This is a genomic window from Pseudomonas sp. ES3-33 (assembly GCF_000952175.1).
GTDB classification, from domain to species: Bacteria; Pseudomonadota; Gammaproteobacteria; order Pseudomonadales; family Pseudomonadaceae; genus Aquipseudomonas; species Aquipseudomonas gregormendelii.
Genome location: NZ_JZRI01000053.1, coordinates 24,727 through 40,996, shown reverse-complemented (window position 1 = coordinate 40,996; position 16,270 = coordinate 24,727). Strand labels below are relative to the sequence as shown.

The 16,270-nt window shown below is 61.2% G+C and carries 17 protein-coding genes; 9 read left to right on the top strand and 8 right to left on the bottom strand.

What is annotated here, in order from left to right; translation table 11 throughout:
• Positions 1–274 precede the first annotated feature (274 nt).
• Together UB23_RS08965 and UB23_RS08960 are read left to right on the top strand one after the other, a co-directional pair.
• Positions 275–1,807, top strand: a complete 1,533-nt coding sequence (locus tag UB23_RS08965) for an NCS1 family nucleobase:cation symporter-1 (RefSeq protein ID WP_045058991.1) — start codon at positions 275–277, stop codon at positions 1,805–1,807.
• Positions 1,808–1,862: 55 nt separating this feature from the next.
• Positions 1,863–2,591: an aspartate/glutamate racemase family protein gene (locus UB23_RS08960; RefSeq protein WP_045058990.1), complete on the top strand. Its 729-nt coding sequence runs from the start codon at positions 1,863–1,865 to the stop codon at positions 2,589–2,591.
• 178 nt (positions 2,592–2,769) lie between these two features.
• Here the strand turns inward: UB23_RS08960 and UB23_RS08955 are convergent, their stop codons facing one another.
• Complete coding sequence (locus UB23_RS08955; protein WP_045058989.1) at positions 2,770–3,693, bottom strand: LysR family transcriptional regulator; 924 nt, start codon at positions 3,691–3,693, stop codon at positions 2,770–2,772.
• A 10-nt stretch (positions 3,694–3,703) separates the two neighbouring features.
• On the bottom strand, positions 3,704–4,369 hold the full coding sequence (locus UB23_RS08950) for a GntR family transcriptional regulator (RefSeq protein ID WP_082069157.1): 666 nt from the start codon (positions 4,367–4,369) through the stop codon (positions 3,704–3,706).
• A gap of 254 nt (positions 4,370–4,623) precedes the next feature.
• Between UB23_RS08950 and UB23_RS08945 the strand changes: the two genes are divergently transcribed.
• From UB23_RS08945 to UB23_RS08915, 7 genes are all read left to right on the top strand, one after another.
• Complete coding sequence (locus UB23_RS08945) at positions 4,624–5,886, top strand: NRAMP family divalent metal transporter (protein WP_236695849.1); 1,263 nt, start codon at positions 4,624–4,626, stop codon at positions 5,884–5,886.
• Between the two features lie 28 nt (positions 5,887–5,914).
• Positions 5,915–6,685 (top strand): LamB/YcsF family protein, encoded by a 771-nt coding sequence (locus UB23_RS08940; protein ID WP_045058987.1) that lies wholly within the window; start codon positions 5,915–5,917, stop codon positions 6,683–6,685.
• Positions 6,682–7,488: a putative hydro-lyase gene (locus UB23_RS08935; protein ID WP_045058986.1), complete on the top strand. Its 807-nt coding sequence runs from the start codon at positions 6,682–6,684 to the stop codon at positions 7,486–7,488. Before UB23_RS08940 ends, UB23_RS08935 begins: the two co-directional genes overlap by 4 nt.
• A 9-nt stretch (positions 7,489–7,497) precedes the next feature.
• On the top strand, positions 7,498–9,117 hold the full coding sequence (locus UB23_RS08930; protein ID WP_045058985.1) for a 5-oxoprolinase/urea amidolyase family protein: 1,620 nt from the start codon (positions 7,498–7,500) through the stop codon (positions 9,115–9,117).
• Positions 9,114–10,853, top strand: a complete 1,740-nt coding sequence (locus tag UB23_RS08925) for an acetyl/propionyl/methylcrotonyl-CoA carboxylase subunit alpha (RefSeq protein ID WP_045058984.1) — start codon at positions 9,114–9,116, stop codon at positions 10,851–10,853. The genes UB23_RS08930 and UB23_RS08925 overlap by 4 nt, the downstream gene beginning before the upstream one ends.
• A gap of 152 nt (positions 10,854–11,005) precedes the next feature.
• Positions 11,006–12,247: an OprD family porin gene (locus UB23_RS08920; protein ID WP_045058983.1), complete on the top strand. Its 1,242-nt coding sequence runs from the start codon at positions 11,006–11,008 to the stop codon at positions 12,245–12,247.
• A gap of 212 nt (positions 12,248–12,459) precedes the next feature.
• Positions 12,460–13,206: a 3-oxoacyl-ACP reductase family protein gene (locus tag UB23_RS08915; protein WP_045058982.1), complete on the top strand. Its 747-nt coding sequence runs from the start codon at positions 12,460–12,462 to the stop codon at positions 13,204–13,206.
• Positions 13,207–13,271: 65 nt separating this feature from the next.
• On the opposite strand, the gene UB23_RS08910 is transcribed toward UB23_RS08915, so the two are convergent.
• The 6 genes from UB23_RS08910 to UB23_RS08885 all read right to left on the bottom strand — a co-directional run bounded on the left by UB23_RS08910 (position 13,272) and on the right by UB23_RS08885 (position 16,212).
• Complete coding sequence (locus UB23_RS08910; RefSeq protein WP_045058981.1) at positions 13,272–13,967, bottom strand: HAD-IA family hydrolase; 696 nt, start codon at positions 13,965–13,967, stop codon at positions 13,272–13,274.
• Positions 13,968–14,097: 130 nt separating this feature from the next.
• Positions 14,098–14,310, bottom strand: coding sequence for a hypothetical protein (locus tag UB23_RS08905; protein ID WP_045058980.1), 213 nt, complete (start codon positions 14,308–14,310; stop codon positions 14,098–14,100).
• 95 nt (positions 14,311–14,405) lie between these two features.
• Positions 14,406–14,585 carry a hypothetical protein gene (locus UB23_RS08900; protein WP_045058979.1) on the bottom strand — a complete coding sequence of 60 codons (180 nt, stop codon included), beginning with the start codon at positions 14,583–14,585 and terminating at the stop codon, positions 14,406–14,408.
• Positions 14,586–14,615: 30 nt separating this feature from the next.
• The gene (locus tag UB23_RS08895) at positions 14,616–15,086 is read right to left on the bottom strand and encodes a glycine zipper domain-containing protein (RefSeq protein ID WP_045058978.1); all 471 of its coding nucleotides are present in this window, start codon (positions 15,084–15,086) and stop codon (positions 14,616–14,618) included.
• 255 nt (positions 15,087–15,341) lie between these two features.
• Positions 15,342–15,713 carry a hypothetical protein gene (locus tag UB23_RS08890; RefSeq protein WP_045058977.1) on the bottom strand — a complete coding sequence of 124 codons (372 nt, stop codon included), beginning with the start codon at positions 15,711–15,713 and terminating at the stop codon, positions 15,342–15,344.
• A 310-nt stretch (positions 15,714–16,023) separates the two neighbouring features.
• A complete protein-coding gene (locus UB23_RS08885) occupies positions 16,024–16,212 on the bottom strand; it encodes a hypothetical protein (RefSeq protein WP_045058976.1) in 189 nt (62 codons plus the stop codon).
• Positions 16,213–16,270: the final 58 nt, after the last annotated feature.

The window sequence follows — 16,270 nt, the reverse complement described above, 5'->3', positions numbered from 1 at the left end:
ATCAAAGAGTTAGCGAAATTTGATAACAAAATGAAATTAACAGCCACTTTCATAGATCGCTCACTGGCACAGATCTCGCTTGAGTGCATACATGTTTTGTATACAACACGATCCAAAACATACACACACTTTAGATCCGCAAGCCTGAAGCGCCCTATCCCGTACAGGCTGCAGATGCCCCGAAACCAATGATGTTTGCCGTTCGCGACGAAGATTTGTCGAGCCCTTGCTCAAGCACAGTCATCGCAGCGCCAAGCTTCAGGAGCCTGCCGGAATGCGTACTAGCCTCTCCAATAACAATATTGCGCTGGATCTACACCTCCCTCCCTCATCCCTCGATCAACCTTGCGACGGCCCCGTTGTTCTCAGCCCGCGCCTGCACAACAAGGACCTGGCACCGACCAAGGCCGAGGGGCGGCGCTGGGGCCGCTACAGTATTTTCGCCCTGTGGACCAACGATGTGCACAACATCGCCAACTACTCCTTCGCCATCGGCCTGTATGCGCTGGGGCTCGGGGGGTGGCAGATTCTGCTGTCGCTGGGGATTGGCGCAGCTCTCGTTTACTTCTTCATGAACCTGTCCGGCTACATGGGCCAGAAAACCGGCGTGCCGTTTCCGGTGATCAGCCGGATCAGTTTCGGCATTCATGGCGCGCAGATTCCTGCATTGATCCGCGCCGTTATCGCCATCGCCTGGTTCGGCATCCAGACGTACCTGGCCTCGGTGGTATTGCGGGTGCTGCTGACGGCAGTACACCCTGGTTTTGCCGACTATGACCACAACTCGATCCTCGGCCTGTCAAGCCTGGGCTGGGTGTGTTTCGTCGCTATCTGGCTGGTGCAACTGGCCATCCTGGCCTACGGCATGGAGATGGTGCGGCGCTATGAAGCGTTCGCCGGCCCGGTGATCCTGCTGACCGTTGCCGCCCTCGCCGGCTGGATGTACACCCAGGCCGATGCGACGATCGCCTGGTCGATCCGCGAACCGCTGAGCGGCGCCGAGATGTGGCGCAACATCTTTGCTGGCGGCGCCTTGTGGCTGGCCATCTACGGCACGCTGATCCTCAATTTCTGCGATTTTGCCCGCTCTTCGCCATGCCGCAAGACCATCAAGGTCGGCAATTTCTGGGGACTGCCGGTAAACATCCTGGTATTCGCCGCCATCACAGTCCTGCTGTGCGGCGCGCAATTCCAGATCAACGGCCGAATCATCGAAAGCCCCACCGAGATCATTGCCTCTATCCCCAATACCTTCTTCCTGGTGCTGGGCTGCCTGGCGTTCCTGATCGTCACCGTGGCCGTCAACATCATGGCCAACTTCGTCGCACCGGCTTTCGTACTGAGTAACCTGGCACCGAAATACCTGACCTTCCGCCGCGCCGGCTTGATCAGCGCTACCCTTGCGGTGCTGATCCTGCCGTGGAATCTCTACAACAGCCCGCTGGTGATCGTGTACTTCCTGTCCGGCCTGGGCGCCCTGCTGGGGCCGCTGTACGGGGTGATCATGGTCGATTACTGGCTGGTGCGAAAAGGCCAGGTCAACGTGCCGCAGCTGTACAGCGAAGACCCCAACGGCGCGTATTACTACAGCCGCGGCGTCAACCTGCGCGCGGTGGCAGCGTTCATTCCTGCAGCGCTGATCGCCATCGTCCTGGCACTGGTGCCGGGCTTTCACAGCGTGTCCCCGTTTTCCTGGTTGATCGGCGCCGGGATTGCCGGAATGCTCTACCTGATCATCGCCCGGCGCGAGCCTCATTACGCTGACGTCAGCGGCGAATCCATCGCGGTCGACAACGCCAGTCACTAACCCTTGGCGGCCCGGCGACGTCGGGCTGCAGAACCACCTGCTATAAGGACTTCCCATGCGAATTCTCGTGGTCAACGTCAACACCACCGAGTCCATCACCCAGGCCATTGCCCGCTCGGCCCAGGCAGTGGCTGCCCCGGGCACCGAAATTATTGGCCTGACGCCCTACTTCGGCGCCGACTCCGTGGAGGGCAACTTCGAAAGTTACCTGGCAGCGATTGCCGTGATGGACCGGGTGATGTCTTACGACCAGCCTTTCGACGCGGTGATCCAGGCCGGCTACGGCGAGCACGGCCGCGAAGGCCTGCAGGAGCTGCTGGACGTGCCGGTGGTGGACATCACCGATGCCGCCGCCAGTACCGCGATGTTTCTCGGCCATGCCTACTCGGTGGTCACGACCCTGGATCGCACCGTGCCCCTGATCGAGGACCGGTTAAAACTCTCCGGCCTGTGGGATCGCTGCGCCTCCGTGCGGGCCAGTGGCCTGGCGGTGCTGGAGCTGGAATCGGATCCGCAGCGTGCGCTGGAAGCCATCGTCCGCCAGGCGGAATTGGCGGTGCTCGAAGACAAGGCTGAGGTGATTTGCCTGGGTTGCGGCGGGATGGCCGGGCTGGACGAGCAGATCCGCCAGCGCACCGGCGTGCCGGTCGTGGATGGCGTGACAGCGGCGGTCACCATTGCCGAATCACTGGTGCGACTGGGCTTGTCGACGTCCAAGGTGCGCACCTATGCGACGCCGCGGCCGAAGAAGATCATTGGTTGGCCGGGGCGGTTTGGTCGGTAGACCGAGGTGCCCCAATCGCGGGCAAGCCCGCTCCCACTGGTATCACCTGTAATTGGAGACTACATCGAGCCTGTGGGAGCAGCCTTGCTCCCACAGGCAGTACACATACTTGGAGCTAACATCGAACCTGTGGGAGCGGGCTTGCCCGCGATGGCTGCACCTCGGTCTATAGCCTTGCTCAGATAGCACTGAACCGCTGCCCCAACCCCTGCTGCGCAAACTGCTCAATCACAAAATCCACAAACGCCCGGGTCTTGCCCGGCAGCAACTTGTGTTCGGCGTAGTAGATGGAAATGTTGCCATCGTCGACGCACCAGTCCGGCAACACCCGCTGCAAGGTCCCCGCCTCCAGATACCCCAGCGCAAAAGGCATGCTGACCAAGGCCACGCCCAAGCCTTGGGCCGCCGTGGCACAGGCTGCTTCGGAATCGCTCATGGTCATCCGCGCCTTGAGCACCAGGGGACTGTGTTGCCGGGTGCGACTGGTCAACTGCCACGAGCGCACGCGGCCGGTTTGCGGTGAACGAATCAGGATACCGTCGTGATGCCCGAGATCTTCAGGCTCCAGGATCGGCGCCCGGCTCGACAGGTATTCGGCTGAAGCCACCAGCACCCGATGCGCCGGCGTCAGCTTGCGAGCGACCACGCCCTGGGGCAGGTCAAACCCGCCGCCAATCGCCGCGTCAAACCCTTGGGCGATCAGATCGACCTGGCGGTTATCGAAATGCCAGTCAGGGTTGATCGCCGGGAATCGCCGCAAAAACTCGCCTAGCAGGGGCACCACGTACAGCCGACCGAACATCGTGCCCATGCTGACCTTCAACGTTCCCGCCGGCAGCCCCTGCGCGCTGGCCAGGTTGGCCACGGCGTTCTGGATGGTGTTCAGGCTGGTGCTGACTTCGCCGAGGAACAGCTGGCCGGCTTCGGTCAACCTCAGGCTGCGCGTACTGCGCTGGAACAAGCGCACGCCCAGGCGCGCCTCCAGCTTGGCGACGCTCTTGCCCACCGCCGCCGGCGTAAGGCTCAGGCGCCGCGCGGCTTCGGCAAAGCTGCCGACTTCGGCACTGCGTACAAAGCATTCGATACTGCTGAAGGTTTCCATGAGGGACTGGCTATCGATTCATGCTGCGTTCGTAGGCTGCCAGAACGGTGCGCTCCGATTGCACCAGATAGGCTTCGAGCATCCGGGTCGCCTCCTCCGGTCGCCCCTCTTCTATGCAACGCAAAACTGAAATGTTCATGTCGACGTAAGGCATATGCAGGAACTCGGCGTCATCCAGCAGGCCGAACGCCAAGCGCAGCTCGGCCGATATCTGCCCATAGAACACCACCAATCGCGGACTGTCGGCGAGCTCGACGATAGCCTTGTGGAACATCATGTTAGCGGTGCCGACTGCTTTCCAATCCTTGGCTTCGCGCGCTTGCATGCCCGCCTCCACCGCCTGACGCATATGCAATGTTCCCGGGTGCAGCGGGTATCCCTGGGCAATGGCCTTGCATTCGATAAAGCGGCGTACACGATAGATGTCGATAATCGACGCCATATCAGGCACCGCCACAGTGACCCCGCGATTAGGCTCATGCTTGAGCAAACCCTCCCGGGTCAGGACCCTGAACGCCTCTCTGAGCGTGTTGCGGGAGATCTGCAGGCTATCGGCCAGCGCCGCTTCGGACAGCCGTTGGCCCGGTACCAATTCGCCTTCGACCAGCATCCTGCGGACCTCCTGGGTAATGGACTCACCCAGCGAGCGCGGAAGGGAATGTGCAACGTCGTTCATGTGCGGTCCAGAGTCAGGGAGAGTCATTTTGATGTTCTATCAGAGCTCAGCGCATAGCAAGAACCGAGGGTGCCGTGTGCATCAATAAGTAACACGCAGGAGTGATATGGTTACAAAATGGTGCGCATTGTGGAACCACCACCAATAGATTGTTCAACAATCAAATAGCCATGCATCAACACTTTCAGCCGTATGATTGAAACCTGGCACGCTCGTTGCTCAATCAAATCATCCCCTACCGAAGGAATGATGCCGTGACAGAGACAGCCGTGACACCGTCCGCCGGGACACAGACCGCTCAGGATTTTGCCAAGGCGCGACGGTCCTCCCTGATCGCCGCCATTTTCATGATGGCGACTTCTGCCATCGGTCCTGGATTCATTACCCAGACCGCCACCTTCACGGCCAAGATGGGTGCGGCATTTGCGTTCGGTATCCTGGCGTCGATTCTTATCGACTTCGTGGTGCAACTGAACGTCTGGCGCATCGTCACCCTGACCCGAATGCGTGCCGCAGACGTGGCCAACAAAGCGATTCCAGGCAGTGGGTACCTGCTGGCGGTGCTGGTGATCTTCGGCGGCCTGGTGTTCAACGTCGGCAACATCGCCGGTGCCGGGCTGGGCCTGAACGCGCTGATGGGGCTTGATGCAAAATGGGGCGGCAGCCTGAGCGCCCTGCTGGCCATCGGCATCTTCCTCTCCCACCGCGCCGGATTGGCCGTCGACCGGCTGATCGTCGTGCTGGGCCTGGTGATGATTGGCCTGACCCTATTCGTGGCCTTTGCCTCTAACCCGCCACTGGGTGAAGCGCTCTACCAGACCGTACTTCCGGACCAGATCAACTTCGCCACCATTACCACCATTGTCGGAGGCACGGTCGGCGGTTACATCACCTATGCCGGGGCTCACAAACTGCTGGACCGCGGTACTACCGGCGTCGAAAACCTCCAGGTAGTGACCAGGGCCGCCCTGAGCGGCATCCTGGTCACCGGCCTGATGCGCTACGTCCTGTTTCTCGCCATCCTTGGCGTGGTGGCCAGCGGCGTCGTCATCGACACCTCGGGTCAGGGCGCCAATCCGGCCGCGCAAGCCTTCCAGGCAGCGGCTGGGCAAATCGGCCTGCGCGTTTTCGGCCTCATCCTCTGGGCCGCCAGTATCACCAGTGTGATTGGCGCTGCTTACACGTCCATTTCCTTCATCACCGTGTTTATGCCGAGCATCACCGAGAAGGGACGTAACCGCGCCACGATGGTGTTCATCGCCCTGTCGCTGCTGATCTTTATCCTGATGGGCACGGCTCCGGCGGCATTGTTGCTCTTCGCGGGCGGCTTTAATGGCCTGATACTGCCAATCGGCCTGAGCATCTTCATCTACGTCGGCTGGCGCCGGTCCGACCTCATGGACGGTTACCATTACCCACGCTGGTTGTTGCTGCTGGGCGCCGTGACCTGCCTGCTGACCTGGTACATGGCGATCAAATCCGTCGGGCCGATCTTTGCCTTCCTCAACATTGCGTGAGCCCGATGACGAACAAGGAGTCAAGTTAATGCCAACGATAGACATCAACAGCGACCTGGGCGAAAGCTTTGGCGCCTGGCGCATGGGCGACGATGCCGCGATGCTCGACGTCGTGACCAGCGCCAATGTCGCCTGCGGTTTTCACGCCGGCGACCCGGCCGGCATCCTGCAGACGCTGAAAGCTGCAGTGGCAAAAAGGGTCACCATTGGTGCCCATGTCGCTTACCCGGACAAAGTCGGCTTTGGCCGCCGCAACATGGACCTGTCCAGCGATGAACTGACGGCTGACGTGATCTACCAGATCGGCGCGCTTCAGGGCCTGGCCAAGGCCGCTGGCAGCAGCGTGCGCTATGTGAAGCCCCACGGCGCCCTGTACAACACCATTGCTCACGATCGTCGTCAGGCGTTGGCCGTGATCGAGGCCATCCGCGCGATCGACTCCAGCCTGGTATTGGTTGCATTGGCAGGCTCAAGCCTCATTGAACTGGCCCGTAACGAGGGCTTGCAGTGTATCGCCGAAGCCTTCGCTGACCGTGCCTATACGCCACAAGGCACCCTCGTCTCTCGCCGCGAACCCGGCGCCGTGCTGCACGATCCCAAGCTCGTCGCCCAACGCATGCTGCATCTCGTGGAGCACGGCACCCTGGAAGCGATCGATGGCAGCCTGGTCAGCATCCAGGCCGACTCGATCTGCGTCCACGGCGATAGCCCGGCAGCGGTGGACATGGCCCGCGAACTGCGTCGCGTGCTGGAACAGGCCAACATGTCCCTGCAACCGTTTGCCGGAGGTCGTCCATGAACGCCCTGGAACGCGCTCGTCAGGCGGCCATCGCCGCTGGCCGTGAAGCTCGCTCGGCCTACCGCGGCGGCCTGGTCACCCCCACCGCCGGCATCGCCCCGGGCATGACTCAGGCGAACCTGATTGCCTTGCCCCGCGACTGGGCCTACGACTTCCTGCTTTATGCCCAACGCAACCCCAAGGCTTGCCCGGTGCTTGACGTCACTGACGCCGCCAGCCCACACACACGGCTGGCGGCGGGCGCTGACCTGCGCACCGACCTGCCCCTGTACCGCATCTGGCGTGACGGCAAGCTGGTGGAGGAAGTCAGCGACGCGACCCAGGCCTGGGCCGAACACGACGACATGGTGGCCTTCCTGATCGGTTGCAGCTTTACCTTTGAAACAGCCCTGCAAGAGGCAGGCATTGAAGTACGGCATATCGCCGATGGCTGCAACGTGCCGATGTACCTGACCAACCGTGCCTGCCGCCCGGCCGGGCGCCTGCAGGGTGAGATGGTGGTTTCGATGCGGCCGATCCCAGCTGATCGCGTGGCCGAGGCCTGCGGTATCTCCGGGCGCTACCCCTCGGTGCATGGGGCCCCGGTCCACGTCGGCGAGCCTGGCTTGCTGGGGATCGACGACCTGGCTCGGCCCGATTTCGGTGACGCCGTGCGCATCGAGCCGGGCGAGGTCCCGGTGTTCTGGGCTTGCGGCGTAACGCCTCAAGCCGCGGTCATGGCCTCGGGCGTACCCTTCGCAATCACCCATTCGCCCGGCCATATGTTCATCACCGACGTGCCCGACAGCACGTACCACGTCTAGGAGTCTGCTGTGCGTTTCTTACCGGTAAACCTGGACGCCCTGCTCGTCGAATTGAACGACCTGGATGAGACCCTGGCATTGTTCGACGCCCTGACGGCGGAGCCTATTGCGGGCGTGGAAGAAATCATTCCTGCCGCACGTACCCTGCTGATCCAGTTCCGCCCCAGCGCCATTGCGCGGCAGGCGCTGGTCAATCGTATCGCCGGCCAGGACCTGAGCCAGCGCCGCGCGATCGAGCATCGCCGGGTGGAAATTCCCGTTCATTACAACGGTGAAGACCTGGACGAAGTCGCAACGCTGCTGGGGATCAGCCGCGCCGAGGTGGTTCAACGCCACACCGCCCATGACTACAGCGTGGCTTTTTGCGGCTTCGCTCCGGGCTTCGCCTACCTGACCGGCGGTGCGGGTTTCCAGGTGCCTCGCCGACAAACGCCGCGCACCCGCATACCCGCAGGAGCGGTTGCCCTGGCGGGGGAATTCAGCGGTGTTTATCCACAAGCCAGCCCTGGTGGGTGGCAGATCATCGGCGTCACGCCGTTGCAGATGTGGGACCTGAACCGTGCTGAATCGGCCCTGCTTCGCCCCGGCTACAAAGTGCGGTTCACCGATGCCGGCCCGCTTCCGGCAGGTGGCCTGCCCGCCCCCACTGCGCAGGCAAGCGCCGCCGCCCCCAGCGGTGCCTACCTGCAAATCATTACGCCCGGCTTGCACTGCGTGTTGCAGGACATGGGCCGACCCGGCCAGACCGGCCAAGGCGTATCCCGCTCCGGCGCGCTGGACCTCGGCGCGCTGCGCGCAGCCAACCGCGCGGTCGGCAACCCTTCGGACATGGCCTGCGTGGAAGCGGTGCTCGGCGGCCTGAGCTTCATCTGTCATGGCCATGCGGTGATCGCAATCACCGGCGCGCAGACCCCGGTCATCATCACCAACGCCAGTGGCCTGCAATGGTCTGCCGACAACTACCAGCCCATCGAACTGGAGCCCGGGGACAAAGTCAGCCTGGGTTCACCTTCGGCAGGGTTGCGCAGTTACCTGGCGATTCGCGGCGGCTTTGAGGCCACTGCGGTGCTCGGCAGCCTTTCCACCGACACGCTCGCCCAGGTCGGCCCCCCTGCTCTCGCGGCCGGTGACCGACTGGGCTTTAACGCGCTGACGACAGGCACCAGCGTTTCGTTGAACGAATCTCCCGCCTTTGACCTGCCCACCGCGGCCAACATCGTGACCCTCGACGTGGTCATGGGGCCGCGCACTGACTGGTTTACCGAAGACGCCATCCAGCGTCTGGGCAGCCAGCTCTGGCGCGTCACCTCACAGTCCAACCGGGTTGGTATTCGCCTGGCGGGTGAAACGCCGCTGGAACGCAGCAACCACCAGGAGTTGCCCAGCGAAGGCACTTCCGTGGGCGCCATCCAGGTTCCGGCCAGCGGCCAACCGGTGCTGTTTCTCGCCGATCACCCGTTGACCGGTGGTTACCCGGTGATCGGCGCAGTCGCCAGCTACCACCTGGACCTGGCGGGCCAGATCCCGGTCAATGCGCAGATTCGCTTCAACCCTCTGGGTGGCTTCAAAGAGATGCAACCCGATACGCAAGCCTCTTCTTCAACTGCCGATGTGAACAAACTCCCATGAAGAAATTACTGATTGCCAACCGTGGTGAAATTGCTGTCCGCATCGCCCGCGCCTGCAGCGACTACGGCGTGCAGTCTGTGGCGGTGTATGCCGATGCGGACATCGACGCCCTGCACGTGCGCCGAGCCAACGAAGCCTATTCACTCAATGGCCAGCGCCCGGCCGAGACCTACCTGGATATCGGCAAACTGATCGCCATCGCCAAACGCAGCGGCGCCGATGCCGTGCACCCCGGCTATGGTTTCCTGTCTGAGAGGGCCGACTTCGCCCGGGCAGTGATCGAGGCCGGGCTGATCTGGGTCGGTCCCAACCCGGAGACCATCGACGTGCTCGGCGACAAGGTCGAGGCGCGAAAAATTGCCCACCTGGTCGGTGCCCCCCTGGTGGCCGGTACGCCTGGCCCAGTCGAAAGCGCCGCCGAAGTACTGGCCTTTGCCGAGCAGCACGGCCTGCCAATTGCCATCAAGGCAGCCTTTGGCGGCGGCGGACGCGGCATGAAAGTCGCCTGGCGTATGGATGAGGTGGCTGAATTGTTCGCCTCAGCCGTGCGCGAAGCAGAAGCGGCCTTTGGTCGTGGCGAATGCTACGTCGAGCAGTTCCTCGACCGCCCCCGGCACATCGAAGCGCAGATCCTCGCCGACAAACACGGCAAGGTCGTCGTCGTTGGCACGCGTGACTGCTCCTTGCAGCGGCGCAATCAGAAGCTGGTGGAGGAAGCGCCTGCGCCCTTTATCAGCGACCAACAGCGCCAGCGTATTCATCAGTCTGCCCAGGATATCTGCGCCAAGGCGGGCTACGTCGGTGCCGGTACGGTGGAGTTCCTGCTCAGCCAGGATGGCACCCTGTCGTTCCTTGAGGTCAATACCCGCTTGCAGGTCGAGCACCCGGTGACTGAAGAGACCACCGGGGTTGACCTGGTGATCGAGCAATTGCGGATCGCCGATGGTTTGCCGCTGTCCTTCAGCGAGACGCCGACCCCGCGTGGCCACAGCTTCGAGTTTCGCATCAACGCGGAAGACCCGGGCAAAGGCTTCCTGCCCACCCCCGGTCAGATCACCGATTTCCTGCCACCGTCTGGCCCGGGCGTGCGCCTGGACAGCGGCGTTATAAGCGGCTCGCGAGTGCCCAGCACCTTCGATTCGATGATGGCCAAACTGATCGTCACCGGCGCCACTCGCGAACAGGCTATCGTCCGCGCCCGGCGCGCACTGGCTGAGTTCAACATCGAGGGCATCGCCTCGGTGCTGCCGTTCCACCGGGCCGTCATGGACCATCATGACTTCACCGGTACCGATACATTCGCCGTACACACGCGCTGGATCGAGACCGATTTCGCCGAGCAGATCACGCTCGCCCCACGAGTTGCTGTATCGGCCGACCCGGAAATCCTGCGTACGTTTGTCGAGATCGACGGCAAACGCCACGAACTGGGCCTTCCGGCTGCGCTGCTGCGCGGCGTCAGCCTGAATGCAGCGGGTACCACCAGCGAAAGCGCGGCCCTATCCGAGGTCATTGACCCGCAGGCGGTACTGACCCCCGTGGCGGGTAATCTGCATACCTGGGTGGTCGAAGACGGCGAGTCGGTGAGTGCCGGGCAGGTCATCGCCGTTGTAGAAGCCATGAAGATGGAAACTTCGGTCCTTGCACCTTGTGAAGGCCAGGTGCAGATCGCCAAACAGGCAGGAGACTATTTTGAAGCCGGCTCGGTGATTGGCCGCATCAAGACCCTGGCTTGATTTAAAGCTTTTCCTTTTACAGGTAGTCGCGCAACGGGTTAACCACCCGTTTGCCGCGTGCTGCCCGCAGAAAAGTTCAGCTGTAACTTTTCATGAAAAAAACAATAAAACCTGACCATTAAAAGCTGCCGTTTATCTGGAGCATCAAGAGCATGTCAATCAACAAGGCTTTTGCCATTGCGGGTACCTGCGCGCTGGTTTTTCCAGTGACCGCCTCTGCCGACTTTATTGCCGACAGCAAAGCGAGTGTGGAACTGCGCAACTTTTACTTCAGTCGTGACTTTCGTAACGGCCCGCCCACGGCAGAGCGTGACGCTGCGGCGGAGTGGGCGCAGGGCGCGATGCTGCGCATCGAGTCGGGTTATACCGCAGGCACTATTGGCGTCGGCCTTGATGCCATCGGCATGCTCGGCATCAAGCTTGACGGCGGTGATGGGTCCGGTGGAACCGGCCTGTTGCCCGCTGACCTCAGCTCGAAGAACGGCCGCGGTTCGCAAAGCGAGTATTCCAAGCTGGGCCTGACGGCCAAGGCGAAGGTCTCTGCAACGGAACTCAAAGTCGGCTCCCTGGCTTTCCGTACGCCAGTAGTGTCGAGTAATGACACGCGCCTGTTGCCTTCGACCTTCGAAGGAGCGCTGCTGACCTCAAAAGATATCGACCAATTGGCCCTGCAAGGCGGCAAACTAAAGCAAATCAAGTTTAACAGTTCTTCAAACTACCAGGACTTCACGGGTAACCGCATCGGCGGCGTCAGTGATGATTTCCGATTTGCCGGCGGCACCTACAGTTTTAATAAAGCTCTGAGTACAAGCCTGTTCTACGGCAACCTGGAAAATGTCTATCGCCAGTACTTTGGCGGCGTAGTTTATGAAATCCCTCTCGCCGCGCAACAGTCGCTCAAGTTCGACCTGCGTTATTCGAAAAGTACCGACGACGGTAATTTCCGCCCACTCGACAACCGTGCAGCGAACGGGCAAGTGGCCTACACCCTTGGCTCCAGCGTATTGACCGGCGCCTATCAGCGAATGAGCGGTGACGACCCGTTCCCGTACATCGCCAATAGCGACCCCTACCTGGTCAACTTTGTGCAGATCAACGACTTTGCCAACACCGATGAGCACTCATGGCAGGTGCGCTATGACTACAACTTCGCCGCACTGGGCATTCCCGGCCTCACCTTCATGACCCGTTACGTCAACGGCGACAATGTGCAGGTAGCGGGCAGTCATTCGGGGAAAGAATGGGAGCGCAACACTGATATCGGCTACGTGGTGCAAAGCGGTTCGCTGAAGAATCTTGGGGTCAAGGTTCGAAATGCGACGGTCCGCTCGAACTTCAGCAATGACCTGGATGAGACACGGCTGATCCTGAGTTACACATTGGCCTTGTGGTGAAGGCGGATCGCTTGACCGACGTTTGACAAAAGCCTTTGTTCAGCCCTGGGAAGCCCTCAGCATTCGATACTGCTGATGGCTTCCACAGCAGCCATTATAAACTTATGGTTTACACAGACTATCTTGATGACCGGCTACCCAGCAGGTAGTTCCGAACCGATACTAGGCTCCATCAACCGGGGCATCTCGCCCCGGCGACTTTGGAGACAGACATGACTACTCAGAACCTCAGCGGTAAAGTGGCTTTGATCCAAGGCGGGTCCCGCGGTATTGGCGCAGCCATCGTCAAACGCCTGGCCGCTGAAGGCGCAGCCGTTGCCTTCACTTACGTAAGCTCCACGGCAAAAGCCGAAGAATTGCAGAACAGCATCACCGCCAATGGCGGCAAGGCCCTGGCCATCAAGGCCGACAGCGCCGATGCCGAGGCCATCCGTCACGCGGTCACGGCCACCGTCGAAGCCTTCGGCGCGCTGGATATCCTGGTGAACAACGCGGGTGTGCTGGCGGTTGCGCCACTGGAAGATTTCAAGCTCGAAGACTTCGACCAGACCCTGGCCATCAACGTACGCAGCGTATTCATTGCTACCCAGGCCGCTGCCAGGCATATGACCGAAGGCGGTCGCATCATCAACATTGGCAGCACCAATGCCGATCGCATGCCCTTCGCCGGTGGCGGTCCGTACGCCATGAGCAAGTCGGCGCTGGTCGGCCTGACCAAAGGCCTGGCACGCGACCTCGGCCCGCGCGGGATCACCATCAACAACGTGCAACCCGGCCCGGTCGACACCGACATGAACCCTGCACAGGGTGACTTTGCCGACAGCCTGATCCCGCTGATGGCAGTAGGTCGCTACGGTCATGCCGATGAAATCGCCAGCTTCGTGGCGTACCTGGTGGGCCCTGAAGCGGGCTACATCACGGGTGCCAGCCTGACCATCGACGGCGGCTTTGGCGCCTGATGGCGACACCTGCGTGAAAAAGCCGGCCACCTGATCAGGTGGCCGGCTTTTTCATGCCTGCTGGTTTACGCCCATTCCAACGCCGGCAAGCCGCAGTCAGCGGGCTTGAACGCCTTCAGCGTGCGCAGGATGCCATCGGCATGTGCGTACTTTTCATCCGCCATGGCCGCATCCGGGATGGCAATGGCGGTCATGCCCGCCGCCTTCGCTGCTGTGACGCCGAAGGGCGAATCCTCGAACACCAGGCAGTCGGCCGGATCGACACCCAGACGCCGCGCGGCGGTCAGAAAGATGTCCGGTGCCGGCTTGGCCTCGCCCACTTCCGGATCATCAGCCGTGACGATGAAATCGAATAAATCGAACCACTCCCGGTGCAGCGTGGTTTTCTGGCCGAACGACTGACGTGAAGAACTGGTGCCCACCGCGATGGGGATATTGTTCGCCTTCAAGTGCCGCACCAGTTCCTGTGCGCCGGGCATTGCCAGCGCGTGTGGAAAACGCTCACGCATCAGCGGTTCGCGAATCACCAGGAATTCTTCTGCGGAGATCGGCAGGTCCAGGGCCTCGACCACGTAGCGCGCCAGATCATTTGCGCCGCGCCCGATGATGTTCTGTTTGATGCTCCAGTCGAACACCCGGCCATAGCGCTGGACGATCATCGACGTGACCTCGGTGTAGATGCCCTCGGTGTCCAGCAACAAGCCGTCCATATCGAAAATCACAGCCTTGATCGGGCCGAATTCGTTCAGCGGTGCATTCATCGCGTCTGATCCGTTTTCAACAACAAGAGGACCCGCACGTTAGCACCGATTCTGCGACGGATTAAAGGGTTCAGCAGGATATTGACAGGGGGCAGGCCAGAGACTTGCGCATCCGACAGCCACGACGACTTCAGCTCGGTTCATCCGATGCATCATTATCGGCCATGTCCTGATCATCGGGAACGGCCTCTACATCCCCACGCTTCACATCATCCCCGGGCAACTGCTCCACGGCCGTGTCTTCGTCAGGCGGCTGTTGATCCCGACTCAGGGAGTCCGTGGGTGATGGCAGGGGATACTCAGGCGTTTCATCCGGGTCGAATGCTTTGGGAACAGGTTTCATGGGCCACCTCTCGACGGGCCTGCAATGGCAGGCCCTGACAGTTCGACGACCTCGGCGGCACGGCAGTGCTATGAGAGAGACAGTCGGTCGGCAGCTTATTGCTCGTCTTCGTCCAGCTCTTCGTCTTCGTAGTCGACATCGCCAGCGTCATCGGAGTCATTGAGCGGCACTGTCGCGTCATCCATAACCGACCCCGGATCTTCATTTCCCGGATCGTTGATAAACGGCAGTCCACTCGGACCTTTTTCTTCCTTGCCTTCTGTTTCAGGCGTCATGGAGCATACCTCGCAGGGTGCAGGGATGGATCAACGATGCTTATTCTTATATTTGTTTTTGTTCTTGTGCTTGTGATTGCCCTTGGAATGCGAACCACCGTCATCGGTACCCAGGTTGTTGCCGACAGCGCCACCGGCTGCGCCACCCAGGCCTGCGCCAATGGTCGAACCGGTCGAGCCGCCCAGGCTGTTGCCAATCACCGAACCACCCGCAGAACCCAAACCACCCCCCACCGCAGCTGCCGTGCGGCTGCCCTTGGGCGCACCTACCGCGCTACCCGCAGCCCCACCGACGCCTGCGCCGATGGCCGCGCCAGTGCTGCCGCCCATTTGCTGACCCACGACATTCCCGAGTGCCCCACCGAGGCCGCCGCCGACTGCTGCGGTGCCGTCGCCAGCGGCCACGGCGCCGTGGCTGACCATCAGTCCCAATACCAATGCAGACAACGTCAAGCCTTGACGACGACAGTCGCCTGGTTTGCTTTCGGATTTAGATGTCATGGTGCACCTCGCATGCGTTGGGGATGTAATGGCTTTGAGCCTCTGCGGACAGAAACGTTCATAAACGCAAAAGCCCGGCAATTAGCCATGATGCTCTGCTGTTAAGGCGCTTTTTGTAGGAGCGAGCTTGCTCGCGATGGTCGTTAACGATGACGCGGGGCCCCAGACACTCCGCGGCGGCCTCTGGTTTTTCGCGAGCGAGCTCGCTCCTACAGTGCTCAGCGCACTCCCGGCTTTTGTATCGTTCCGCCAGGATCAGTGACGCTTGTGACCCTTGCCGAGGTTGCTGCCGACGCCACCGCCCAATGCACCGCCCAGGCCTGCGCCGATGGTGGAACCGGTCTTGCCGCCCAGGCTGTTACCAATCACCGAGCCACCTGCAGCGCCAACACCACCGCCGATCGCAGCCTTGGTGCGGCTGCCTTTACGTGCCGCAACAGCGCTGCCGGCTGCGCCCGCGACGCCTGCGCCGACTGCTGCGCCCGTGCTGCCGCCCATGCTTTGGCCAACCACGTTACCCAAGGCGCCGCCCAGGCCGCCGCCGATCGCGGCCGTGCCATCGCCAGCGGCCATCGCGCCTTGCGCAACGAAAAGTCCCAGAACCAGAGCAGGCAGTGTTAAACGCATGACAAAAACCTCAAAAAATAGGGAGAAACCGAAACCCGGGCATTGAATGCCCCTGCGGAGGAAACGTCCACACAAATCCTCCGTTGCTGGAAACAGCGACGGTTGGACAGCGATATGGGAAAAGGTTTTATGACAGGCAAAAAAAAGCCCGCTGGGGAAACGGGCCAGGACTTGCTTTCTAACGGATGAGCTGAGACTACGCAAACCCTTGTGAAAAAGTTGTGAAAGAATTTGAGATCAACACGCCTGGTTAAATTGTTTCGGCGCACATAAAAAACCCCGCTGTTCAGCGGGGTTGTCAGATGGCTGCTTACTTTCTGGAAGCGGCCGCTACCCTGGGCAGGAACTTCGCCTTGGGTCCTTGGCTCACCATCGATTTGATCTTGCCAACCTGGTGCTTGTCCTCCCCAAAGCTGGCCACGTATTCGGTATGGCCACACTGGACGCAATTGTTGATCGGAAACTCGGACCCGTCGTCTTCGATATACGGTTCAGTCATCACTTCGCCCCTTCAAACGCGGGATCGACACCGGCAAGCCCTATTTGCCCGAACCATA